17 protein-coding genes are annotated in these 23,882 nt (G+C 72.0%); 16 read left to right on the top strand and 1 reads right to left on the bottom strand.

Features of this window, described 5'->3' with window-relative positions; all coding sequences use genetic code 11:
* The first annotated feature begins 143 nt into the window (after positions 1-143).
* The 16 genes from A3Q37_RS02420 (at position 144) to A3Q37_RS02495 (ending at position 22,505) form a co-directional block, all read left to right on the top strand.
* The gene (locus A3Q37_RS02420; RefSeq protein ID WP_065476909.1) at positions 144-1,103 is read left to right on the top strand and encodes a beta-ketoacyl-ACP synthase III; all 960 of its coding nucleotides are present in this window, start codon (positions 144-146) and stop codon (positions 1,101-1,103) included.
* Between the two features lie 240 nt (positions 1,104-1,343).
* On the top strand, positions 1,344-2,525 hold the full coding sequence (locus tag A3Q37_RS02425) for an ROK family transcriptional regulator (RefSeq protein ID WP_065476912.1): 1,182 nt from the start codon (positions 1,344-1,346) through the stop codon (positions 2,523-2,525).
* Positions 2,526-2,723: 198 nt separating this feature from the next.
* A complete protein-coding gene (locus tag A3Q37_RS02430; RefSeq protein WP_065476914.1) occupies positions 2,724-4,247 on the top strand; it encodes a sugar ABC transporter ATP-binding protein in 1,524 nt (507 codons plus the stop codon).
* Positions 4,244-5,296, top strand: a complete 1,053-nt coding sequence (locus A3Q37_RS02435) for an ABC transporter permease (RefSeq protein ID WP_065476919.1) — start codon at positions 4,244-4,246, stop codon at positions 5,294-5,296. Before A3Q37_RS02430 ends, A3Q37_RS02435 begins: the two co-directional genes overlap by 4 nt.
* Before the next feature lie 89 nt (positions 5,297-5,385).
* Positions 5,386-6,420 (top strand): substrate-binding domain-containing protein, encoded by a 1,035-nt coding sequence (locus A3Q37_RS02440; RefSeq protein ID WP_065477323.1) that lies wholly within the window; start codon positions 5,386-5,388, stop codon positions 6,418-6,420.
* A 71-nt stretch (positions 6,421-6,491) separates the two neighbouring features.
* Positions 6,492-7,721, top strand: a complete 1,230-nt coding sequence (locus A3Q37_RS02445; RefSeq protein ID WP_065476921.1) for a Gfo/Idh/MocA family protein — start codon at positions 6,492-6,494, stop codon at positions 7,719-7,721.
* Between the two features lie 13 nt (positions 7,722-7,734).
* Positions 7,735-8,739 carry a sugar phosphate isomerase/epimerase gene (locus A3Q37_RS02450; protein ID WP_065476923.1) on the top strand — a complete coding sequence of 335 codons (1,005 nt, stop codon included), beginning with the start codon at positions 7,735-7,737 and terminating at the stop codon, positions 8,737-8,739.
* Between the two features lie 288 nt (positions 8,740-9,027).
* Positions 9,028-12,747 (top strand): ThuA domain-containing protein, encoded by a 3,720-nt coding sequence (locus tag A3Q37_RS02455; RefSeq protein WP_065476926.1) that lies wholly within the window; start codon positions 9,028-9,030, stop codon positions 12,745-12,747.
* Positions 12,748-13,006: 259 nt separating this feature from the next.
* A complete protein-coding gene (locus A3Q37_RS02460) occupies positions 13,007-14,170 on the top strand; it encodes an inositol-3-phosphate synthase (protein WP_255311711.1) in 1,164 nt (387 codons plus the stop codon).
* A 548-nt stretch (positions 14,171-14,718) separates the two neighbouring features.
* Entirely contained in the window at positions 14,719-16,290 is a 1,572-nt protein-coding gene (locus tag A3Q37_RS35300; protein ID WP_079137639.1) for an SCO3242 family prenyltransferase, read from the top strand.
* Positions 16,287-17,210, top strand: a complete 924-nt coding sequence (locus tag A3Q37_RS02470) for a sugar phosphate isomerase/epimerase (RefSeq protein ID WP_079137624.1) — start codon at positions 16,287-16,289, stop codon at positions 17,208-17,210. The genes A3Q37_RS35300 and A3Q37_RS02470 overlap by 4 nt, the downstream gene beginning before the upstream one ends.
* Positions 17,204-17,881 carry an EboA domain-containing protein gene (locus tag A3Q37_RS02475; RefSeq protein WP_079137625.1) on the top strand — a complete coding sequence of 226 codons (678 nt, stop codon included), beginning with the start codon at positions 17,204-17,206 and terminating at the stop codon, positions 17,879-17,881. Before A3Q37_RS02470 ends, A3Q37_RS02475 begins: the two co-directional genes overlap by 7 nt.
* The gene (locus A3Q37_RS02480) at positions 17,881-18,729 is read left to right on the top strand and encodes a TatD family hydrolase (RefSeq protein WP_065476928.1); all 849 of its coding nucleotides are present in this window, start codon (positions 17,881-17,883) and stop codon (positions 18,727-18,729) included. The genes A3Q37_RS02475 and A3Q37_RS02480 overlap by 1 nt, the downstream gene beginning before the upstream one ends.
* 7 nt (positions 18,730-18,736) lie before the next feature.
* Positions 18,737-19,912, top strand: a complete 1,176-nt coding sequence (gene eboE / locus A3Q37_RS02485) for a metabolite traffic protein EboE (protein ID WP_065476930.1) — start codon at positions 18,737-18,739, stop codon at positions 19,910-19,912.
* On the top strand, positions 19,909-21,327 hold the full coding sequence (locus tag A3Q37_RS02490; RefSeq protein ID WP_065476932.1) for a nucleotide pyrophosphatase/phosphodiesterase family protein: 1,419 nt from the start codon (positions 19,909-19,911) through the stop codon (positions 21,325-21,327). The genes eboE and A3Q37_RS02490 overlap by 4 nt, the downstream gene beginning before the upstream one ends.
* A 77-nt stretch (positions 21,328-21,404) precedes the next feature.
* Positions 21,405-22,505, top strand: a complete 1,101-nt coding sequence (locus A3Q37_RS02495; RefSeq protein ID WP_065476934.1) for a sugar phosphate isomerase/epimerase — start codon at positions 21,405-21,407, stop codon at positions 22,503-22,505.
* 29 nt (positions 22,506-22,534) lie between these two features.
* Here A3Q37_RS02495 and A3Q37_RS02500 read toward each other — a convergent pair whose 3' ends face one another.
* Positions 22,535-23,839 carry a DUF2254 domain-containing protein gene (locus A3Q37_RS02500; protein WP_065476936.1) on the bottom strand — a complete coding sequence of 435 codons (1,305 nt, stop codon included), beginning with the start codon at positions 23,837-23,839 and terminating at the stop codon, positions 22,535-22,537.
* Positions 23,840-23,882 lie beyond the last annotated feature (43 nt).

The raw sequence follows: 23,882 nt of genomic DNA on the forward strand, positions 1-23,882 counted from the left end.
CGAGCTGTTCAGCGCGCTGACCAGGCTGTTGTCAATGCTCCAACGTGTGGGCCCGATTCCTGTGGGATCACGTGCCCCCGTACCCGGCGGTAGCGACCAAGACTGTGGTTGTTTCCTGCCCCCACCCGACGATGGGAACCCGTATGACCGGCTCACGTGTCGTGGCGCTCGGCCACTACCAGCCCGCCAAGGTGCTCACCAACGACGATCTGGCGGCGCTGGTCGACACCAGCGACGAGTGGATCACCAGCCGGGTCGGCATCAAGACCCGCCACGTGGGTGGACCCGACGAGCCGGTGGACGAGATGGCCGCGCACGCGGGAGCCAAGGCGCTGGCCACGGCCGGCCTCGGGCCCTCGGACATCGATCTGGTCCTCGTCGCCACCTCCACCGCGATCGACCGGTCCCCGAGCATGGCGGCCCGCGTCGCGGCCCGGCTCGGCATGGGCTCGCCCGCCGTCATGGACATCAACGTCGTCTGCTCCGGCTTCACGCACGCGCTGGCCACCGCCGACCACGCGATCCGGGCCGGTGCGGCGACCCGGGCGCTGGTCATCGGCGCCGACAAGATGGCCGACATCGCGGACTGGACCGACCGCTCCACCTGTGTCCTGCTCGGCGACGGCGCGGGTGCCGCGGTCGTCACCGCGGACCCGGCCGCCGACGACGCCCCGGGCGGGCCCGGCATCGGACCCGTGCTGTGGGGGTCCGTACCGGAGATGGGCAACGCGGTCCGGATCGAGGGGACGCCGCCGCGCTTCGCGCAGGAGGGGCAGTCCGTCTACCGCTGGGCCACCACCCAGCTCCCCCCGATCGCCCGCCGGGTCTGCGAGAAGGCGGGCATCGCCCCGGAGGACCTGGGCGCGGTCGTCCTGCACCAGGCCAACCTGCGGATCATCGAGCCGGTCGCCCGCAAGATCGGCGCGGTCAACGCCGTCATCGCGCGGGACGTCGTGGACTCCGGCAACACCTCCGCCGCCTCCATCCCGATGGCGCTGTCCAAGCTGGTCGAGCGCGGCGAGGTCGCCTCCGGCGCGCCCGTCCTGCTCTTCGGATTCGGCGGCAACCTCTCCTACGCGGGCCAGGTCATCCGCTGCCCCTGACCGCGCTCCGGGGATCTCCGCGACCCCTCCCCGTCGATCTCCGTGACGCCCTTCCCGTCGGCCTCCGTCACCCCCTCCCGCCGGTCCCCGGGACCCCTCCCCGCCGACCTTTGTCCTGAGTGTGGAAAAAGTTGGGGCTGATTCCTGCGCAACTTCTTCCCACTCCGGGAAAGCGCTGCTACGTTCCCCTCGAAAGCCCGACGGACTGGCCGATGTGGCGGGGAGGGACGCGTGAGACGTATGACGGCACGACCCGCGAACGCGCATCAGGCGCGGCTGCTCCGGCTGTTGCGCGACGGGGGTCCCAACTCCCGTGCGCAGCTGGGCGATCAGGTCGAGCTGTCGCGGTCGAAGCTCGCCGTCGAGGTGGACCGGCTCCTGGAGACCGGTCTGGTGGTGGCCGACGGACTCGCCGCATCGCGCGGCGGGCGCCGCTCGCACAACATCCGGCTCGCCCCCGAACTGCGCTTCCTCGGCGTCGACATCGGCGCCACCTCGGTCGATGTGGCCGTCACCAACGCGGAGCTGGAGGTACTGGGACACCTCAACCACCCGATGGACGTGCGCGAAGGGCCCGTCGCCGTCTTCGAGCAGGTCCTGTCACTCGCCGCCAAACTGCGGGCCTCCGGGCTCGCCGAAGGCTTCGACGGCGCGGGCATCGGGGTCCCCGGCCCCGTCCGCTTCCCCGAGGGCGTGCCGGTCGCGCCGCCGATCATGCCCGGCTGGGACGGGTTCCCGGTCCGCGAGGCGCTCAGCCAGGAGCTGGGCTGCCCCGTCATGGTCGACAACGACGTGAACCTCATGGCGATGGGGGAACAGCACGCGGGCGTGGCCCGCTCCGTGGGCGACTTCCTGTGCGTCAAGATCGGTACGGGTATCGGCTGCGGCATCGTCGTCGGCGGCGAGGTCTACCGCGGTACGACCGGCAGCGCCGGGGACATCGGGCACATCCAGGTCGACCCCGACGGCCGGCCCTGCGCCTGCGGCAACAAGGGCTGCCTGGAAGCCCACTTCAGCGGCGCTGCCCTCGCCCGCGACGCGGAGGACGCCGCCCGTGAGGGCCGCTCGCCCGAACTCGCCGCCCGGCTGGAGGCGGCGGGCCGTCTCACCGCCGCCGACGTGGCGTCCGCGGCCGCCGCCGGGGACGCCGCCGCGCTCGACCTCATCCGCGAAGGCGGCAACCGGCTCGGCCAGGTGATCGCGAGCCTGGTCAGCTTCTTCAATCCCGGTCTGGTGGTGATCGGCGGCGGAGTCACCGGCCTCGGTCACAACCTCCTCGCCAGTGTCCGTACGCAGGTCTACAAGCAGTCCCTGCCCCTGGCCACCGGCAATCTCCCCATCGTCCTCGGCGAGTTGGGGCCCACCGCCGGAGTGATCGGCGCGGCCCGGCTCATCAGCGACCACCTCTTCTCCCCGGCCTGACCCCAGGCCGTACGCACCACGCCCGGCCCGACCCCGGGCCCGTACGACGCACCACGGAACCACCTCCCGTCAGCAGCCGTTCGCGGTGCCGCCGGCTCCACGGCACCTCCAGCCCTGCGCCCTGTCCGCTCACCGGCCCTCCCCGGCCCTCGGCACCCGCCCGAGCAGGGGAGACCCCATTCGCCGAGGGGATTCGTCATGGCACCAGAACCACCCCTGCTCACCATGTCCGGCATCACCAAGCTCTTCCCGGGCGTCCGCGCCCTGGACGGCGTCGACCTGGAGGTCCAGGCCGGCGAGGTCCACTGCCTCCTCGGCCAGAACGGTGCGGGCAAGTCCACCCTCATCAAGGTGCTCGCCGGAGCCCACCAGCCCAACGACGGCGAGATCACCTGGCGCGGCGAGCAGGTCCAGCTCAAGTCGCCGATCGCCGCCATGCGCCTGGGCATCGCCACCATCTACCAGGAACTCGACCTGGTGGAGGACCTCTCGGTCGCCGAGAACGTCTTCCTCGGCCACGAGCCGACCAGCGCCGGCTTCATCGTCCGTACGGGCGAGGGGCGCGCGGCAGCCAAGGCGCTGCTGGCCCGCCTCGGGCATCCCGAGATCGACCCCGCCCGGCACGTCGGCGACCTCTCCGCCGCCCAGCAGCAGATCGTCTCCATGGCGCGGGCGCTCTCCCACGAGGTCCGGCTCATCGTGATGGACGAGCCCTCCGCCGCCCTCGACCCCGACGAGGTCGACAACCTCTTCCGCATCGTCGAGGGCCTCACCGCCGACGGGGTGGCCGTCGTCTACATCTCGCACCGCCTTGAGGAGATCCGCCGCATCGGCGACCGGGTCACCGTCATCAAGGACGGCCGGACCGTGGCCGTCGGACTGCCCGCGGCGGACACTCCCACGCGCGACATCGTTGCCATGATGACCGGCCGCGACGTCGCCTATGTCTTCCCGCCGCGCCCCGAAGAGCCGGCCGCCGTCACGGCGGAACCCGTGCTCCGGATCCAAGGGCTGTCCCGCAAGGGCGAGTTCGCCCCCGTCGACCTCGAACTGCGGCCCGGCGAGATCGTCGGCCTGGCCGGACTCGTCGGCTCGGGCCGCTCGGAGATCCTGGAGACGATCTACGGGGCCCGCAAGGCGACCACCGGGACCGTCACCGTCGCGGGCAAGCAGCTCCGCCCCGGCAGCGTCCGCGCCGCCGTCGCCGCCGGGATCGGTCTCGCCCCCGAGGAACGCAAGGCGCAGGCCCTGCTGATGACCGAGTCGGTCACCCGTAACGTCTCCGTCTCCTCCCTCTCCCGCTTCGCCCGCATCGGCTGGATCGACCGGGGCGGCGAGCGGAAGGCCGCGCGGAGCGCCACCCGCGAACTCCAGATGCGGCCCGACAACCCGGACGCCACCGTCCGCACCCTCTCCGGCGGCAACCAGCAGAAGGCCGTCCTGGCCCGCTGGCTGCTGCGCGGCTGCCGGGTCCTGCTGCTGGACGAACCCACCCGTGGCGTCGACGTCGGCGCCCGCGCCGAGCTCTACGCCGTGATCCGCCGGCTGGCCGACGAAGGCCTCGCCGTCCTGCTCGTCTCCAGCGAAGTGCCCGAAGTCCTGGGCCTCGCCGACCGGGTGCTGGTCCTCCGCGAGGGCGAAGTGGTCCACACGGCCCCCGCCCAGGAGCTCGACGAGCACCGCGTACTCGACCTCGTGATGGAAGGGAGCCCGACGCCATGACACAGCCCGCCCCGTCGGCGCAGCACAACGGGCCGGACAAGGGGGCTCCCACCGGCCCCTCGGACGCACCGCCCGCGAAGCCGGGCAGCGGCAGGCCGGCCCTCGGTCTGCGGCTCGACGTCCGGATCCTGTCCCTGCTCGGCGTCCTCGCCGCGCTGGTCCTGGTCGGCGGCATCACCGAACCGGACGCCTTCCTGGACACCGGGAACCTCCAGCTGATCCTGACCCAGGCGTCCGTCATCGGTGTCGTCACCGTCGGCATGACCTTCGTCATCATCAGCGGCGGCATCGACCTCTCCGTCGGGGCGATGGTCGCCCTCGCCTCGGTGTGGGCGACGACCCTGGCCACCCAGGAGTACGGCTTCGCGGGCATCGCGTTCACCGCGGTGATCGTCGGCCTCGCCGCGGGACTCGTGAACGGCGTCCTCATCGCGTACGGCAACATGGTCCCGTTCATCGCGACGCTGGCCATGCTGGCCTCGGCCCGCGGACTCGCCCTCCAGATCACCGACGGCAAGACCCAGATCGTCACCGTCGACTCGGTTCTCGACCTCGGCCTGCCCGACTCCTACATCCTCGGGATCCCGCCGCTGGTCATCATGTTCGCGGTGGTCGTCATCGTCGGCTGGCTGATCCTCAACCGGACCACCTTCGGCCGCCGTACGGTCGCCGTCGGCGGCAACGCGGAGGCGGCCCGGCTCGCCGGGATCGACGTTCGCCGCCAGCGCCTGTACCTCTACCTGCTGTCCGGCCTGTGCTGCGGCATCGCCGCCTTCATGCTGATCGTGCTGGCCGGCTCCGGCCAGAACACCAACGGCAACCTGTACGAGCTCGACGCCATCGCCGCCGCGATCATCGGCGGAACCCTGCTCAGCGGCGGCCGGGGCACCATCGTCGGCTCCGTCCTCGGCGTCCTGATCTTCACCACGATCACCAACATCTTCGCGCTCAACAACCTCCAGAGCGACGTCCAGCAGATCGCCAAGGGAGCCATCATCGTCGCCGCCGTCCTCGTCCAGGGCCGCACCATGCGCGGCCGGGAGACCTGACCGCGCGCGCAACCGCGCCCGAGCGCCCCACAACGAACCCCCCGCACCCGCACCTCGTACGCACCCACCGGATGAAGGGTCAGACCGTCATGCCAGAAACCAGCCGCAGAGGGCTGCTGTTCGGAACCGCCGCCGTCTCCGCGGGCGCGCTCCTCACCGCCTGTACCAGCAACGAGCCCAAGAAGACCGAGCCCGCCGGTAACAGCGCCCCCGCCGACGACAAGCCCGGCAAGGCCGTCACCATCGGCTTCGCCGGACCGCAGGCCGACCACGGCTGGCTGAACGCGATCAACGTGAACGCCAAGTCCCGGGCGGAGACGTACTCCGACGTCACCCTGGAGATCACCGAGGGCTCCAACGACACCGCCGCCCAGATCGGCCAGGTCAAGACCCTCATCAACAAGAAGGTCGACGTCCTCGTCATCCTCCCCGCCGACGGCAAGGCGCTCACCCAGGTCGGTCTGGAAGCGATGAAGGCGGGCATCCCCGTCGTCAACCTGGACCGCATCTTCGCCTCCCCGCAGGCCTACCGCTGCTGGGTCGGCGGCGACAACTACGGCATGGGCCTCAACGCCGGGCACTACATCGGCGAACAGCTCAAGGACAAGCCGAACGCCAAGGTCGTCGAGCTCGCCGGAATCGACAACCTGGAACTGACCAAGCAGCGCAGCCAGGGCTTCGCCGACGCCCTCAAGAACTACTCCAACATCAAGCTGGTGGCCCGTCAGGCGGCCGACTTCACCGTCGAGTCCGGCCAGGCGAAGATGGCCCAACTCCTCCAGGCGCAGAAGCAGTTCGACGCCCTGTGGAACCACGACGACGACCAGGGCGTCGGTGCGCTGCGCGCCATCGAGCAGGCGGGACGCGACGAGTTCATCATGGTCGGCGGCGCCGGCGCCAAGTCCGCGATGGACGCCATCAAGGCCGACAACTCGGTCATCAAGGCGACCGTCCTCTACCCGCCGACGATGGCCGCGTCCGCTATCGACCTGGCCCGGGCGCTCGGCCAGTCCAAGGGCATCAGCGGCCTCTCCGAGATGGAGATCCCGACCTCCCTGACCCTGTACTCCGCGGTCGTGACGAAGGACAACATCGACCAGTACCTGCCGACGGGCTTCAACTGACCGGGACTCCGGGGGAGGCGGCGAGCGCGTCCCCCGGCCCGTTACCGCACACCGATGAGGAGGAAGTCCGCATGGCCCGTAGTCAAGAGACGGAAACGCACACCTCAGCACCGCCGCCGCGGCAGGCGCCGGGAACGCTCGGGGTCGGCATGGTCGGATACGCGTTCATGGGCGCCGCCCACTCCCAGGGGTGGCGCACCGCCGGACACGTCTTCGACCTGCCGCTGCGGCCCGCTCTCGCCGCGATCTGCGGACGCGACCGTGCGGCGGTCGACGCCGCCGCCGCCCGGCACGGCTGGGCGGCGGCGGAGACCGACTGGCGGGCCCTGATCGCCCGGGACGACGTCCAGCTGATCGACATCTGCACCCCCGGCGACAGCCACGCGGAGATCGCCGTCGCCGCCCTGGAAGCCGGCAAGCACGTCCTGTGCGAGAAGCCGCTCGCCAACACCGTCGCCGAGGCCGAGGCCATGGTCCGCGCCGCCGAAGCGGCCGCCACCCGGGGCCAGGTGGCGATGGTGGGCTTCAACTACCGCAAGGTGCCCGCGATCTCCTACGCCCGGCAGCTCGTTGCCGAGGGCCGGCTCGGCCCCTTGCGCCATGTGCGGGCCACCTACCTCCAGGACTGGCTGGTCGACCCGGCCTCCCCGCTCACCTGGCGGCTCAAGCGCGAGCACGCGGGATCCGGCGCGCTCGGCGACCTCGGGGCGCACATCGTCGACCTCGCCCAGTACCTCTCGGGCGAGCTGCTGACCGGAGTCTCCGCCGTGGCCGAGACCTTCGTACGCGAACGGCCCCTGCTCGCCGGGGCGTCGGCCGGGCTCTCCGGCAGCGCCGACGCGGTGGAGCGGGGCGAGGTGACCGTCGACGACGCGGCGATCTTCACCGGCCGCCTCGCCTCCGGCGCACTGGCCTCCTTCGAGGCGACCCGGATGGCCGCCGGGCGCAAGAACGCCCTGCGCCTGGAGATCAACGGGGAGCTGGGCTCGCTCGCCTTCGACCTGGAGCGGCTCAACGAGCTGTCCTTCCACGACCACACCGAGCCCGCCGCCACCGCGGGCTTCCGCCGGATCCTCGTCACCGAACCCGAACACCCCTACCTGGAGGCCTGGTGGCCGCCGGGCCACGGGCTCGGCTACGAGCACACCTTCGTCCACCAGGCCCGCGACGTGGTCCGCACGATCGCCGAAGGGGCCCCGCCCGTACCGTCGTTCGCGGACGGCCTCCAGGTGCAGCGGGTGCTCGCCGCCGTCGAGGAGAGCGCCGCCAAGAACTCCGTACACACCGCCGTCCCCTCCTAGGAGGTTCCCGCCCATGCCCCGCCCCTTCACCCTCTTCACCGGCCAGTGGGCCGACCTCCCGCTGGAGGAGGTCTGCAAGCACGCCCGGGACTTCGGCTACGACGGACTCGAACTCGCCTGCTGGGGAGACCACTTCGAGGTCGACAAGGCCCTGGCCGACCCCGGCTACCTGGACAGCAGGCACCAACTGCTCGACAAGTACGGGCTGAAGTGCTTCGCGATCTCCAACCACCTCGTCGGGCAGGCCGTCTGCGACCACCCGATCGACGAACGCCACCAGGGCATCCTGCCCGCCCGCATCTGGGGCGACGGCGAGCCCGAGGGCGTACGGCAGCGGGCCGCCGCCGAGATCGCCGACACCGCGCGGGCCGCAGCCGCCTTCGGCGTCGACACGGTCGTCGGGTTCACCGGCTCCTCGATCTGGCACCTCGTCGCGATGTTCCCGCCCGTCCCGCCGCACATGATCGAGCGGGGCTACGAGGACTTCGCCGAGCGCTGGAACCCGATCCTGGACGTCTTCGACGCCGAGGGGGTGCGCTTCGCCCACGAGGTGCACCCGAGCGAGATCGCGTACGACTACTGGACCACCAAGCGCGCGCTCGAAGCGGTGGACCACCGGCCCGCGTTCGGGCTGAACTTCGACCCGAGCCACTTCGTCTGGCAGGACCTCGACCCGGTCGGCTTCCTCTACGACTTCCGGGACCGGATCTACCACGTGGACTGCAAGGAGGCCCGCAAGCGCCTCGACGGCCGCAACGGCCGCCTCGGCTCGCATCTGCCGTGGGGCGACCCCCGGCGCGGCTGGGACTTCGTCTCCGCCGGCCACGGTGACGTCCCCTGGGAGGACGTCTTCCGGATGCTCCGGTCCATCGGCTACGAGGGCCCGGTCTCGGTCGAGTGGGAGGACGCCGGAATGGACCGGCTGACCGGCGCCCCGGAAGCGCTTGCCAGCCTCAAGCGGTACGACTTCGACCCGCCGTCCGCCTCCTTCGACGCGGCCTTCGGCGGCGGCGAGTAGCACGGACGACTCCGCCCCGGGGGCATGTCGCGCCGCACGGCCCCCGCCCCCGGGGTTGCCTCGCCCTGCCCGGAAATCCCTTTGTCCTGCCGGAAGCAGAAGTTCGGCTTACCTGTTGCACAAGGGCTTTCCGTCGAGGACGAACAGGTCTACCGTCCTTTTCGTGTACACGACATGACTCGCGTCACCGGGGTCGCTCCTGTCTCCGGTGACGCACGCGCGGCAGTCCCCGCGCGGCACGGCACGGCTACACCCGCCCGTACAACCGGCACTCTCCGGAGGACCTTCGTGCACAGAACCAGAAAGCGGCTCCTGGCCCGGACCCGCGTCCGAAAGACCCTCGCGCTGTTCACCGGCGGCCTGCTCGCCGCCGCCACCCTGACCCTCGGCTCCGCCCCCGGCGCCACCGCCCACCCGGGCCACCCCGGGCACGAGGAGCCCGTGGCGGAGGACTTCCAGCAAGTCACCCTCGCCAAGGGCGTCGAGGAGACCGGCGAGCCCATGTCGCTCGCCGTCCTCCCGGACCGCAGCGTGCTGCACACCTCGCGCGGCGGCGAGCTGCGGATCACCGACAGCGCCGGCAACACCAGGATCTCCGGCACCCTCCCCGTGTACACGCACGACGAGGAAGGCCTCCAAGGCGTCGGCGTCGACCCGGACTTCGCCGAGAACCGGGCGATCTACCTCTTCTACGCGCCGCCGATGGACACCCCCGCCGGGGACGCCCCGGAGACCGGCACCGCCGCCGACTTCGCGAAGTTCGACGGCGTCAACCGGCTCTCCCGCTTCGTCCTCAACGAGGACGGCACCCTCGACACCGCCAGCGAGAAGAAGGTCCTGGACGTCCCCACCTCGCGCGGCATCTGCTGCCACGTCGGCGGTGACATCGACTTCGACAAGGACGGCAACCTCTACCTCTCGACCGGCGACGACACCAACCCCTTCGCCTCCGACGGCTTCACCCCGATCGACGAACGCCCCGACCGCAACCCGGCGTTCGACGCCCGCCGCACCTCGGGCAACACCAACGACCTGCGCGGCAAGATCCTGCGCATCAAGGTCGCCGACGACGGCTCGTACACCGTCCCGGAGGGCAACCTCTTCGAGCCGGGCACGGACAAGACCCGCCCCGAGATCTACGCGATGGGCTTCCGCAACCCCTTCCGCTTCTCCGTCGACCAGGCCACCGGCACTGTGTACGTCGGCGACTACGGCCCCGACGCGGGTGCTGCCGACCCTAAGCGGGGACCGGCCGGGAAGGTCGAGTTCGCCCGCGTGACGAAGGCCGCCAACTTCGGCTGGCCCTTCTGCGTCGGCGACAACGAGCCGTACATCGACTACGACTTCGCGACCAAGACCTCCGGCGCCGCCTTCGACTGCGCGAACCTGAAGAACGAGTCGCCGCACAACACCGGACTCGTCGACCTGCCGCCCGCCGAGGCCGCGTGGATCCCGTACGACGGCGGCTCGGTACCCGAGTTCGGCACCGGATCCGAGTCCCCGATGGGCGGACCCGTCTACCGGTACGACGCCGGCCTCGACTCCCCGGTCAAGTTCCCCGAGGCCTACGACGGCGACTTCTTCGCCGGTGAGTTCGGCCGCCAGTGGATCAAGCGCATCGAGCAGGACGCCGACGGCACCGTCCAGTCCATCAACGACGTGCCCTGGTCCGGCACCCAGATCATGGACATGGCCTTCGGCCCGGACGGGGCCCTGTACGTCCTCGACTACGGCCTCGCCTGGTTCGGCGGCGACGAGAACTCCGCGCTCTACCGCATCGAGAACGCCACCGGAGGCCGATCGCCCATCGCCGAAGCCTCGGCGAACAAGACGTCGGGCACCGCGCCGCTGAAGGTGAAGTTCTCCTCGGCCGGCACGGCGGACGGCGACGACGATCCGCTCACGTACTCCTGGGACTTCGGCGACGGCGGCACCTCCACGGACGCCAACCCCACGTACACGTACAAGAAGAACGGTACGTACGTGGCGACCGTCACCGCCGAGGACCCGACCGGCCGCACCGGCTCCGCCAGCGTCCATGTCACCGTCGGCAACACCGCCCCGACCGTGGAGCTGGTGCTCCCCGAGGACGGCCAGCTCTTCGAGTTCGGCGACTCCGTACCGTTCAAGGTGAACGTCAGCGACCCCGAGGACGGGACCATCGACTGCACCAAGGTCGAGGTCAAGTTCACCCTGGGCCACGACAGCCACGGCCACGACATCACCACCGAGCACGGCTGCGAGGGCACCATCAAGACCGCCATGGAAGGCGGCCACGACCCCAACGCCAATATCTACGGCGGCATTTCGGCCTCGTACACCGACAACGGCGGTGGCGGCCAGCCCAAGCTGACCGGCAAGGACACCTCCCGGCTCCAGCCCAGGCACCGCCAGGCCGAGCACTTCGACGACTCCTCCGGCGTCACCACGCCGAGCAAGGCCGGCGCGCACGGCGGAAAGACCGTCGGCGACATCCACAACGACGACTGGATCTCCTTCAAGACCTACGTCCTCGGCAACACCACCAAGCTCACCGCCCGGATCTCCTCGGCCGGCTCCGGCGGCTTCCTCGAAGTCCGCGCGGGATCGCCCACCGGCAAGATCCTCGGCTCCGGACCCGTCCCCGTGACCGGCAGCTGGGACACCTTCCAGGACATCGACATCCCGCTGCGCGGAGCCCCCAAGAAGCAGACCGAACTCTTCCTCGTCTTCAAGGGCGGCGACGGCGCGCTCTACGACGTCGACGACTTCGAACTCTCCAACACCCCGGTAGACAAGACCGCCAAGCGCGTCCTGGTCTTCTCCAAGACCGCCGGATTCCGCCACGACTCCATCCCGGACGGCATCGCCGCCCTGAAGGAGATCGGCAAGGACACCAACATCACGGTCGACGCCACCGAGTCCGCCGCCCAGTTCACCACCAGCAACCTGGCCCGCTACGACGCCGTCGCGTTCCTCTCCACCACCGGCGACGTCCTCAACGCCGAACAGCAGAAGGCGTTCGAGAACTACGTGGCCACCGGCGGCGGTTACGTCGGCATCCACGCGGCCGCCGACACCGAGTACGACTGGGAGTTCTACGGCGGCCTCGTCGGCGCCTACTTCGACTCCCACCCGCAGATCCAGCCCGCCACCGTCCGCGTCGAGGACCACAGCCATCCGGCCACCGCGCACCTGGACGAGGAGTGGGAGCGCACCGACGAGTGGTACAACTACGGCACCAACCCCCGGGGCAAGGCCAAGGTGTTGGCCACCCTCGACGAGACCACCTACACCGGCGGCACCATGAAGGGCGACCACCCGATCTCCTGGTGCCAGACCTACCAGGGCGGCCGCTCCTTCTACACCGGTCTCGGCCACACCAAGGAGTCCTACGCCGAACCGGCCTTCCGCAGCCACGTCCTGGGCGGCCTGCGCTACGCCACCGGCCAGGTCAAGGCCGACTGCAAGCCGGACACCGACTACCGGCCGATCTTCAACGGCAAGACGCTGGAGGGATGGAAGCAGGCGGGCCCGGGGAAGTTCTCCATCAGTGACGGCGCCCTGCACTCCGAGGGCGGCATGGGTCTCCTCACCTACCAGGCCAAGGAGCTGACGTCGTACTCGCTGAAGCTCGACTGGAAGATGGCCGGCGACGACAACTCCGGTGTCTTCGTGGGCTTCCCGGAGTCCGACGACCCCTGGTCGGCGGTGAACAACGGCTACGAGATCCAGATCGACGCCACGGACGCCGCCGACCGCACCACCGGCGCCGTCTACGGATTCAAGTCGGCGAACATCAAGACCCGTGACCGCGTCCTGCGGCCGCCGGGACAGTGGAACAGCTACGAGATCAAGGTCCAGGGTGAACGCCTCCAGGTCTTCCTCAACGGAGCGAAGATCAACGACTTCACCAACACCGACCCCGTCCGCAGCCTGAAGGACGGCTACATCGGCCTCCAGAACCACGGAGCCGACGACCAGGTGTCCTTCCGCAACATCCAACTGAAGGAGCTGCCCCCGAAGTAGGGCAGCCGCCTCTGCCGACGACGGGCGGGGGAAGCACGCACCTTCCCCCGCCCGCCGTCCTCCACCCCGACACATCCCCCCAGGGAGGCAGCCCGTGACCGCACCCGCCGATCGTGAAGGCCGAACCGACACCCCAGGCCGCGTCGACGCACCGATCTCTTCGGAGGCTGCCGGCCTCGTGGGGGCTGTGGACCGTGCGGGGGGAGTGGGCCGCGCGGGTTCTGTGGACCGTGCGGAGGCCACGGGCCTCCCGGGTTCCGTGGACCGTACGGAGGCCGTGGGCCTCGCCGGTGCCGCGGACCCTGCGGAGGTCGCGGGCCGCACCGGCGTCTGGTTCATCGGAGCGCGCGGCTCGGTGGCGACCACCGCCACCGCGGGCTGCGCCGCCATCGCCGCGGGGCTCCACCCGCCGACCGGCATGGTCACCGAGACGCCCCCCTTCGCCGGCAGCGGGCTGCCCGCCCTGACCGACCTGGTCTTCGGCGGTCACGACACCCTGGACTGCCCGCTGTCCAAGCGGGCCGAGGCGCTGGCCGACGGCGGTGTACTCCCGCACGGGCTGCCCTCCGCCGTCCGCGCCGATCTCGACGCCGCCGACGCCGAGATCCGCCCCGGCGGCCCCCTCCCCGGCGACACCCGCACCGACCAGGAACTCATCGCCGCGTTCGCCGCCGACCTCACCGACTTCGCCCACCGCCACGACCTGGCCCGCACCGTCGTCGTGAACGTCGCCTCCACCGAACCGGCCCCCGGCCCCGGCGACACCCGGCTGCCCGCCAGTTCCCTCTACGCGGCCGCCGCCCTGCGCGCCGGCTGCTCCTACGTCAACTTCACCCCGTCCACCGGGCTGCGCACCCCCGCGCTCACCGACACCGTCGCCTCCAGCGGACTTCCCCACGCCGGACGCGACGGGAAGACCGGCCAGACGCTGCTCCGCTCCGTGCTCGCCCCGATGTTCCTCCAGCGCGCCCTGGCCGTACGGGCGTGGTCCGGGTCGAACCTCCTGGGCGGCGGGGACGGAGCGGCGCTGGCCGATCCGGCGGCGGCCGCCGCGAAGAACGCGGGCAAGGAACGCGTCCTCGCCGACACCTTCGGTACCGCCCCCGAGGGGGAGGTGCACATCGACGACGTGCCCGCCATGGGCGACTGGAAGACCGCCTGGGACCACATAGCCTTTGACGGCTTCCTCGGCTCCCGCATGATCCTCCAGACCATCTGGCAGGGCTGTGACTCGGCCCTGGCAGCCCCGCTGGTCCTGGACCTGGCACGGCTGCTGGCCCGCGCCCACGAGGTGGGGATCAGCGGCCCCCTGCCGGAGCTGGGCTTCTACTTCAAGGACCCGGACGGCGGCACATCGGCGGCACTGGCCGAGCAGTACGCCACCCTGCTCACGTTCGCCGAGCGTCTGCGGGACCAGGCGTGATGCGGCGGGCGCGAGCCCTGCCGGCCGCGCTGATCGCGGCCCTGTCGGCGCTCCCGGCGGGGCCGGGCCGACGGAACGGTTCTCCTCACGGCGCGTGGAAAGATGCCGTGACCCATGACAGCCTGTCCGGCGCGGGCGGGACTGCGCCCGCCCCGGACAGGCGTGGACCGTTCCTCGGGGGCCGAGAGGGGGAGGAAGAGCGCGCGGATGCGGGGCCGGGGCGGCCGGGGGCGGGCCCGGGGGCCGCGTCGGATGCCGGATCGGGCGCTGGCTCAGGCGCCGGGGCGTGGACCGGCTCGGGCACGGGTCCTGGCACCGGATCGGGTACGGGATCTGGCTCCGGCCCGGGTGTCGGCTCGGGCGCCGGGCTGGGCGTGGGTTCAGGAACCGGTCCGGGTGTCGGTTCAGGTGCCGGGCCGGGGACTGGTTCAGGTGCGGGGCTGGGTGCCGCCTCGGTCACCGGCTCAGGGACCGGACCTGGCACCGGCTCAGGTGCCGGATCGGGTACGGGTCCTGGCTCCGGCTCGCGTGTCGGCTCGGGCGCCGGGCTGGGCGTGGGTTCAGGAACCGGCCCGGGTGTCCGCTCCGACACCGGGTCGGGCGCCGGACCTGGCATCAGCTCGGGCACCGGCCCGGGCGCGCCCCGGCAGCGCCTGCGGGCCTGGGCCGAACTGCTGCGCGTCTCCGCCCTGTTCTCCGTGCCCGGCGACGCCCTGGCGGGTGCCGCCGCGGTGGGCCGCAGGCCCGGCCGGGGCACCGCCCTCGCCGTCGGAGCGTCCCTCTGCCTGTACGAGGCCGGGATGGCCCTCAACGACTGGGCCGACCGCGACGAGGACGCCGTCGACCGCCCGCACCGCCCGATCCCCTCGGGCCGCATCAGCCCGGCGGCGGCGCTGGGCGCGGCCGGGGTACTGACCGCCGCGGGACTCGCCCTGGCGGCCCGGGCGGGCCGCCCCGCACTGACGGTCGCCACGGGCCTGGCCGCCACGGTCTGGGCCTACGACCTGCACCTCAAGCACACGAAGGCGGGCCCGGCGGCCATGGCGGCGGCCCGCTCGCTGGACCTCCTGCTGGGGGCCACGGCCACGGCGACGACCACGGTCACCGCTGGGAGCGCGCCGGGCGGAAGCAGTGCACGCGACAACGTTGCCGGGGCGTCGGCGGCCGCGCGAGCGATACCGGCACCGGGTACGCCGAAGTCATCCCCGACCGCCCTGCCCGGCCTGCCCGCGCTGCCCGCAGCCCTGGTGCTCGGGGCGCACACCTACGGCGTCACCGCCGTGTCGCGCCACGAGACACAGGGCGGCTCCACGGGAACGCCGCTCGCGGTCCTGGCCACGACGACGGCACTCGCGGCAGCGGTGCTGGGGGAGTGGCGGGGGCGGAGCCCAGGAGTCGGCACGGCTCTGCGGCCCGGGGCCGCCTCCGGGGGCGGCGTCCCCGGACGGGCCGCCGCACGCCCGGAGGCACGCCTCGCCCGGGCCACCGACCCCGGCGCAAGCGCGGCCCCTGCGGCAGGGCTCGCAAGCCCCCTCGGCCGAACCGTCTCCGCCTCCACCCGTCTCCTGACCTCCGCCCTGGGCGCGCCTCCGCGGCGCGGAGCCACGTCCGGGAGCGGCCTCCCCGCCCGGGCCACCGACCCCGGCGCAAGCCCGGGCCTTACGGCTGGGCCCGCAAGCCCCCTCGGCCGAACCGTCGCCGACCCCACCCGCCTCCTGACCTCCGCCCTGGGCGCGCCTCCGCGGCGCGGAGCCACGTCCAGGAGCGGCCTCCCCGGCTGGGCCGCCGACCCCACCCGCCTTCCGGCCCCCGCTCCAGGCGTGCCCCCGCGGCCTGGGGCCACCGCTGGGAACGGCCTCCCAGGGTGGGCCGACCCCACCCGCCTCCTGACCCTCGCACTCACCACCGCCTACCTCCGTACCGCCGGACCACCCCTCCTGCACGCCGCGTTGAACCCGTCGCCGCCCCTGACCCAGCGGGCGGTCGGCGGAGGTATCCGGGCCATGATCCCGCTCCAGGCCGCGCTCGCCGCCCGCGCCGGTTCGCCCGTCACCGGTCTCGCCGTCATGGGGCTCGTCCCCCTCGCCCGCAGCCTCGCCCGGAAGGTGAGCCTCACATGACCCTCCACCTCGGATACGGCACCAACGGGCTCACCGACCTCCGCCTCGACGACGCCCTCGGGCTGCTCGCCGACCTCGGCTACGAGGGTGTCGGCCTGACCCTCGACCACATGCACCTGGACCCGATGGCCCCGGACCTCACCGAGCGCACTCGCCAGGTCCGCCGCCGGCTCACCTCCCTCGGGCTCCGGGTCACCGTGGAGACCGGCGCCCGCTATGTTCTCGACCCGCGCCGCAAGCACGGCCCCTCCCTCCTCGACCCGGACGCGGACGCCCGCGCCGCTCGCACCGCCCTCCTGGTCCGCGCCGTCGACGTGGCGGCCGAACTCGGCGCGCACGCCGTCCACTGCTTCAGCGGCATCACCCCGCCCGGCACCCCGGCGGACACCGCGTGGAAGCGGCTCACCGAAGCGCTCACCCCCGTTCTCGAAGCCGCCGACCGGTCCGGCATCCCGCTCGCGATCGAACCCGAGCCCGGTCACCTCCTCGCCACCCTCGCCGACTTCCACCATCTGCGGGGTCTCCTGGGCGACCCGGGACCGCTCGGCCTCACCCTCGACATCGGCCACTGCCAGTGCCTGGAGGACGCCTCGCCCGTCGAGTGCATCCGGGACTCCGCCCCCTGGCTCCGGCACGTCCAGATCGAGGACATGCGGCGCGGAGTCCACGAGCACCTGCCGTTCGGCGACGGGGAGATCGACTTCCCGCCCGTGCTCGCCGCCCTGGCCGCCTCGGACTACCGCGGCCTCACCGTCGTCGAACTGCCCCGCCACTCCCACGCCGGCCCCGAACTGGCCCGCACGTCGATCGACTTCCTGCGCGAAGCCATGACCCGGGACGCGGGCCTCCGCACCACAACGCCCGCCACGCCCGCAACGTCGGCCACGACCACCGTGCCGAAGGGAGCCGCCCCGTGCTGACGCCGCCCAACTCACTCAAGTCCCGCAAGGAACTCGACGCCGAACTCGGCGGCGCCGCCCGCGCCTGGCTCGACGAGGCCCTCGCCGAAGCCGCCCACGAAGCGGCCGGTGCGGCAGCCACCCCCGGCGCCCCCCGCCCGGAGGCGAGCCCGTACGCCACCCCGCCCTGGGAACTGCGCTACGCCGCCGCGGGCCGGCACTGCGGACCGGAGCACGCCGACTCCGTACGCTCCCTTCTGCTCGTCGAGGCCCGCGCCCCGCTGTCCTCCGTCACCCGCCTCTACGAACAGGGCACCGCCGCCGAACGCCGCGCCGTCCTCCTCACCCTGCACCTGCTCGGCCTCGGCGACACCGCTCTCCCGCTCGTCGAGGACGCCCTGCGCGCCAACGACACCCGGCTGGTCGCGGCGGCCGTCGGTCCCTACGGCGCCGACCACCTCGACCCGCACGCCTGGCGGCACGCCGTGCTGAAGTGCCTGTTCACCGAGGTGCCCGTCGCGGCCGTCGCCCGGCTCGCCGACCGCGCCCGCGGCGACGCCGAACTCGCCCGCATGCTCGGCGACTTCGCCGCCGAACGCACAGCGGCGGGCCGCCCCGTCCCCGAAGACCTGCGCACGGTCCTCGCCCTCACGACCTCAACCGCAGCCCCTGCCCCCACGGAGGAGTCCTGATGCGCATCTTCGACCCCCACATCCACATGACCTCCCGCACCACCGACGACTACCAGGCGATGTACGACGCGGGCGTCCGCGCGCTCGTCGAACCCTCCTTCTGGCTCGGCCAGCCCCGAACCTCGCCCGCCAGCTTCTTCGACTACTTCGACGCACTCCTCGGCTGGGAGCCCTTCCGCGCCTCCCAATACGGCATAGCCCACCACTGCACCCTCGCCCTCAATCCCAAAGAGGCGAACGACCCCCGCTGCACCCCCGTCCTGGACGCGCTGCCCCGCTATCTCGTCAAGGACTCCGTCGTCGCCGTCGGCGAGATCGGCTACGACTCCATGACCCCGGCCGAGGACCACGCGCTGGCCGCCCAGCTCCAGCTCGCCGCCGACCACGCTCTGCCCGCCCTCGTCCACACCCCGCACCGCGACAAGCTCGCCGGTCTCCACCGCACCATCGACGTCATCCGTGAATCGAACCTCCCCCCGGAGTTCGTCCTGCTCGACCACCTCAATGAGACAACCGTAAAGGCCGCCACTGACAGCGGCTGCTGGGCCGGGTTCTCCATCTACCCCGACACCAAGATGGACGAGGACCGCATGGTCACCATCCTCCGGAACCACGGCACCGAGAAGATCCTCGTCAACTCGGCAGCCGACTGGGGCAAGAGCGACCCCCTCAAGACCCGCAAGGTCGCCGACGCCATGCTGAAGGCCGGCTTCACCGAGGACGACGTCGACCAGGTCCTGTGGCGCAACCCGGTCGCCTTCTACGGCCAGAGCGGCCGCCTCCAGCTGGACGTGCTCACCCCCGACCCGCTCCACGAGGGCAACTCCATCCTGCGCGGCGGGGAGTGAGGCGGCCATGCGCTTCCGCCACCCGGACGGCTCCACGGTCCACCTCGCCTACTGCACCAACGTCCACCCCGCCGAAACCCTCGACGGCGTCCGCGCCCAGCTCCGCGACCACTGCGAACCCGTCCGCCGCCGACTCGGCCGGGACCGGCTCGGCATCGGCCTCTGGCTCGCCCGGGACGCCGCCCGCACCCTGATCAACGACCCCGCCGAACTGCGCGCCCTGCGCTCCCAACTCGACAGCCGCGGCCTCGAAGTGGTCACCCTCAACGGCTTCCCGTACGAGGGGTTCGGCGCCGACGAGGTCAAATACCGGGTCTACCGGCCGGACTGGACCGAACCCGACCGCCTCGCCCACACCACCGACCTCGCCCGCCTCCTGGCCGCCCTGCTCCCGGACGACGCCACCGAGGGCACCATCTCCACCCTGCCCCTCGCCTGGCGCACCCCCTACGACGGCGACCCCGAGGCGGCCCGCACCGCACGCTCTGCCCTCACCACCCTCGCCCAGCGCCTCGACGCCCTGGCCGAGATGACGGGCAAGTCCATCCGCATCGGCCTCGAACCGGAACCGGGCTGCACGGTGGAGACCACCGCCGACGCCATCGCCCCGCTCACCGACATCGGCCACGACCGCATCGGTATCTGCGTCGACACCTGCCACCTCGCCACCTCCTTCGAGGACCCCGCGACCGCGCTCGACGCCCTGTCCGCCGCCGGTGTCCGCATCGTCAAGTCCCAGCTCTCCGCCGCCCTGCACGCCGAGGACCCGCATCTGCCCGAGGTCCGCGCCGCGCTCGCCGCGTTCGCCGAACCCCGCTTCCTGCACCAGACCCGCACCAGCACCGCCGCCGGGCTGCGCGGCACCGACGACCTCGACGAGGCCGTCACCGGCCGGGCCCTTCCGGACTCCACCCCCTGGCGCGCCCACTTCCACGTACCGCTGCATGCACCCCCCGCGCCCCCGCTGACCTCGACGCTCCCCGTGCTGCGCGACACGCTCGCCCGGCTCGTCGGCGGGCCCGCGCCGCTGACCCGGCACCTGGAGGTCGAGACGTACACCTGGCAGGCACTGCCCGCAGAACTCCGGCCCCGCACCCGCACCCAGCTCGCCGACGGCATCGCCGCCGAACTCACCCTCGCCCGCGACCTCCTGGTCGACCTCGGCCTCAAGGAACTGCCATGAGCGCGCCCGAACCCGGCCCGGAAACCGCACAGGAGACCGGCGCCCCCACCCCCCTCCTCGTCCTCGACGTGGTCGGGCTGACTCCCCAACTCCTGGCCCACATGCCGAACCTCCGGGCCCTGGGGGAGCAGGGTGCGCAGGCCCCGCTGTCCACCGTGCTGCCCGCCGTCACCTGCGCCGCCCAGTCGACCTTCCTCACCGGCGCGATGCCCGCCGAACACGGCATCGTCGCCAACGGCTGGTACTTCCGCGAGCTCGGCGACGTCCTGCTCTGGCGGCAGCACAACGGGCTCGTCGAGGGCGACAAACTCTGGGACGCCGCCCGCCGCGCCCACCCCGGCTACACGGTCGCCAACATCTGCTGGTGGTACGCGATGGGCGCCGACACCGACTGGACCGTCACCCCGCGCCCCGTCTACTACGCCGACGGCCGCAAGGAACCCGACTGCTACACCCGGCCCCCCGCCCTGCACGACGAACTGACCGACAAACTCGGCACGTTCCCCCTCTTCCACTTCTGGGGCCCCGGCGCCGACCTCGTCTCCTCCCGGTGGATCATCGACGCCACCCGCCACATCATCGCCACCCGCACCCCCGACCTCGCCCTCTGCTATCTGCCGCACCTGGACTACGACCTCCAGCGCTTCGGCCCCGACGACCCCCGCTCCCACCGGGCCGCCGCCGACCTCGACCGGGCGATCGCCCCCCTGCTGGCCGACGCCCGCGCCGAAGGCCGTACGGTCGTCGCCCTCTCCGAATACGGCATCACCCGCGTCGACCGCCCGATCGACATCAACCGCGCCCTGCGCCGGGCGGGCCTCCTGGAGGTCCACACCCAGGACGGCATGGAATACCTGGACCCGATGGCCTCCCGGGCCTTCGCCGTCGCCGACCACCAGCTCGCCCACATCTACGTACGCCGTTCCGAGGACCTGGAAGCGACCCGGGCCGCCCTCGTGGACCTGCCGGGCATCGAGCAGCTCCTCGACGACGAGGGCAAGAAGGCGCACCACCTGGACCACCCCCGCTCCGGCGAACTCGTCGCCGTCGCGGAGAAGGACGCGTGGTTCACGTACTACTACTGGCTCGACGACGCACACGCCCCCGACTTCGCCCAGCTCGTCGAGATCCACCGCAAGCCCGGCTACGACCCCGTCGAGCTCTTCATGGACCCCGAGGACCCCTACGTCCGGGTCAAGGCCGTCTCGGCGGTCGCCCGCAAGAAGCTCGGCCTGCGCTACCGCATGGCGGTCGTCCCCCTGGACCCCTCACCTGTTCGCGGCAGCCACGGCCGCCTCCCCGAGAGCGACGACGAAGGTCCGCTCATCCTCTGCTCCACCCCCCACGCGTTCACCGACCGGGTCAGGGCCACCGAAGTGAAGTCCCTGCTCCTCCAGCTTGCCGGACTGCACTGACAATCCCCGTCCCGCACCCGGCACCCCCACGCACCGCACCACTCACCCCGTCAGGTCAGCAAGGGAGACACGCGAACATGAGCCGCACCCCCAAGGACACCGAACTCGCCCGCAGACTGAGCCGCCGCAACGTCCTCGGTGTCGCCGCCGGAGCCACGGCCGCCACGATCATCGGCACGGCGAGCGCGCAAGCCGCTGACCAGGGCCGGGGCCAGGGCCACGGCAACGGCCACGGGCATGGCCACGACCACGGCCATGGGCACGGCCACGGACACGGCAAGGGCAAGCCCGTCCTGCCCCCCGGCCGCCTCGGCATCCAGCTCTACAGCCTCCGCGACCAGATCGCCACGCTGGGCTTCGCGCCGGTCTTCGCCGAGCTGGAGAAGTACGGCTACGACGAGATCGAACTCGCGGGCTACACCCAGGGCTCGGCCGGCCCCATCACCCTGGCTCAGCTCAAGCGGCTGGCCCGGGACCACGGCCTCAACCCGATCGGCAGCCACGTCGGCTATTACGACGACAACAACCCCGGCGCGTACACCTTCGCCCAGAACCTGGAGCAGGTCCTCGACGACGCCCAGGCGCTCGGCCTCAAGCACATCGGCACGGCCTCGGGCCCGTTCCGCTACGGCGACACGGTGGACGGCTGGAAGCGGGCGGCCGAGGACTTCAACACGTACGGGGCGGCGGCCCGCAAGCGCGGCATGAAGTTCTACCAGCACAACCACGCCGAGGAGTTCTCCTTCGCGACCGACAAGCCGAAGGTGCGCCTCTACGACGTCCTGCTCGCCGAGACCGACCCGGACCTCGTCTACCTGGAGATGGACATCTACTGGGCGTACTGCGCCCAGTTCCGCTTCAGCAAGCGCGTGGACGGCACCCCGGCCCCGCTCGACCCGCTGAAGTACGTCCTGAAGCACCCGAACCGCTACCCCCTCTTCCACGTGAAGGACGGGGTCCGGGACGAGACGACCCGCGACGGCTATCGCATGTCGGACGTGGGCGACGGGGACATCGACTACAAGACGTTCCTGTCCAAGGTCACCCACCGCACCCACCAGGGCCGGACCTACCACCACTGGCAGGCCGAGCACGACAACCCGGTCGATTCGCTCGTCTTCGCCCGCAAGTCCAGCGAGCACCTGCACTCCTTGCGCGAGGGCCGCTGCGGCGACTGACGCGCGGGGCGCATGCCGGACCGGCGGGGCTATCCGATGCCCTGCCGGTCCGGCAGCAGGGCGAACTCCCGGTCGGCGGCGACCGGAACACTCCGCTCCACGGCCTCGACGAGCAGCGCCCGGTGCCGGATCAGAGGTTTCTGCCGCTCCTCCGGCGCGAGCAGCAGCAGATCGTCCAGTCCCGCCAGCAGCCGCCGTGACACCTGAGGGCTTCCGGCCACACACCACCGGATCTCCTCGAAGGCGAGATCCACCAGGTCCTCCCACCCCGGCCCCTCCTGCACCAGCCGCACCTTCCCCGCCCGGTCCCGATGGTGGACCGTGCCGAGCGGCAGCCGCACCACGACCGTGAGGAACTGCACGATCCGGTCCAGGCACTGGACGGCGGTGGTCGGGTCGTTCACGGACGTCGACAGGGCCCGCAGCGCGATGTCGGTGAGCTGGCGCAGCCCGAACGACAGGTCCTGGTGGAGGGAGCGCTCCACCGAGACGGAGGCCGCCGACCGCAGCCGGTGCCGTGGGGGTACGGCGCCGCCGTGGACGGCGAACATCGGGGTGCCCGGCACCACGAAGTCCCCGATCCGGGGGATCAGCCGCAGCACGACGCCCTGCCGCCGGGCCACCCGGACGAGCCGCGCCGTGTTCACGTCCCGCAGCACCCCGGCCCGCCCCTCGTACAGGACGCGCGCGGTCTCGGGCCCCACATCGTCGTCCCCCTGCGGCCCCCGCGGCACCCGCCTCAGCACCCGGAACGAGTCCCGCGCGATCCGGTCGACGACCGGCCCGACCTGCATGAGCCGCAGCGTCGAGCTGACGTAGATGACGAACAACAGCAGGCTCAGCCCGACCAGGAGCAGCGTGAGCAGGCTCTGCACCAGCGGGACCGAGATCACCCGGCGCGGGTCGGTCTCGCTCTCGTACGAGGCCAGGACCAGCAGCGAGAACAGGAACGTCGCCAGGAACACCGTCAGCGTGGCCTTGCTGATCCGGCTGCGGACGAAGATCCGCACCACCCGGGGGGTGAGTTGCCCGCTGGCCATCTGCACGGCGACCAGCGAGATGCTGAACACCACACCGATGAAGGTCAGCATCGCGGAGCTGATCTGGGTGACGATCGTCTTCGTGTCCTGGGCGAGGGAGATCAGGGTCTCCAGCTCGTCGTAGGCCTCCTCCCGCCGGAGGAACGCGACGATCTCGTCATCGACCTCGGACGCGACCAGCCACAGCACGAACACCGAGACGAACCCCGCGGTCGGGGCGAACCAGAACGTGTCGCGCAGATGCTCGCGCAGGGGAGACAGCGGACGGGGCCGGCGGTAGCCGCGATCACTCATGGACGCGAAGGTAGCCCCGCGGCCTCCCCGGACCACGGAGGTC

The organism is Streptomyces sp. PTY087I2 (genome assembly GCF_001687325.1).
Classification (GTDB): Bacteria; Actinomycetota; Actinomycetes; order Streptomycetales; family Streptomycetaceae; genus Streptomyces.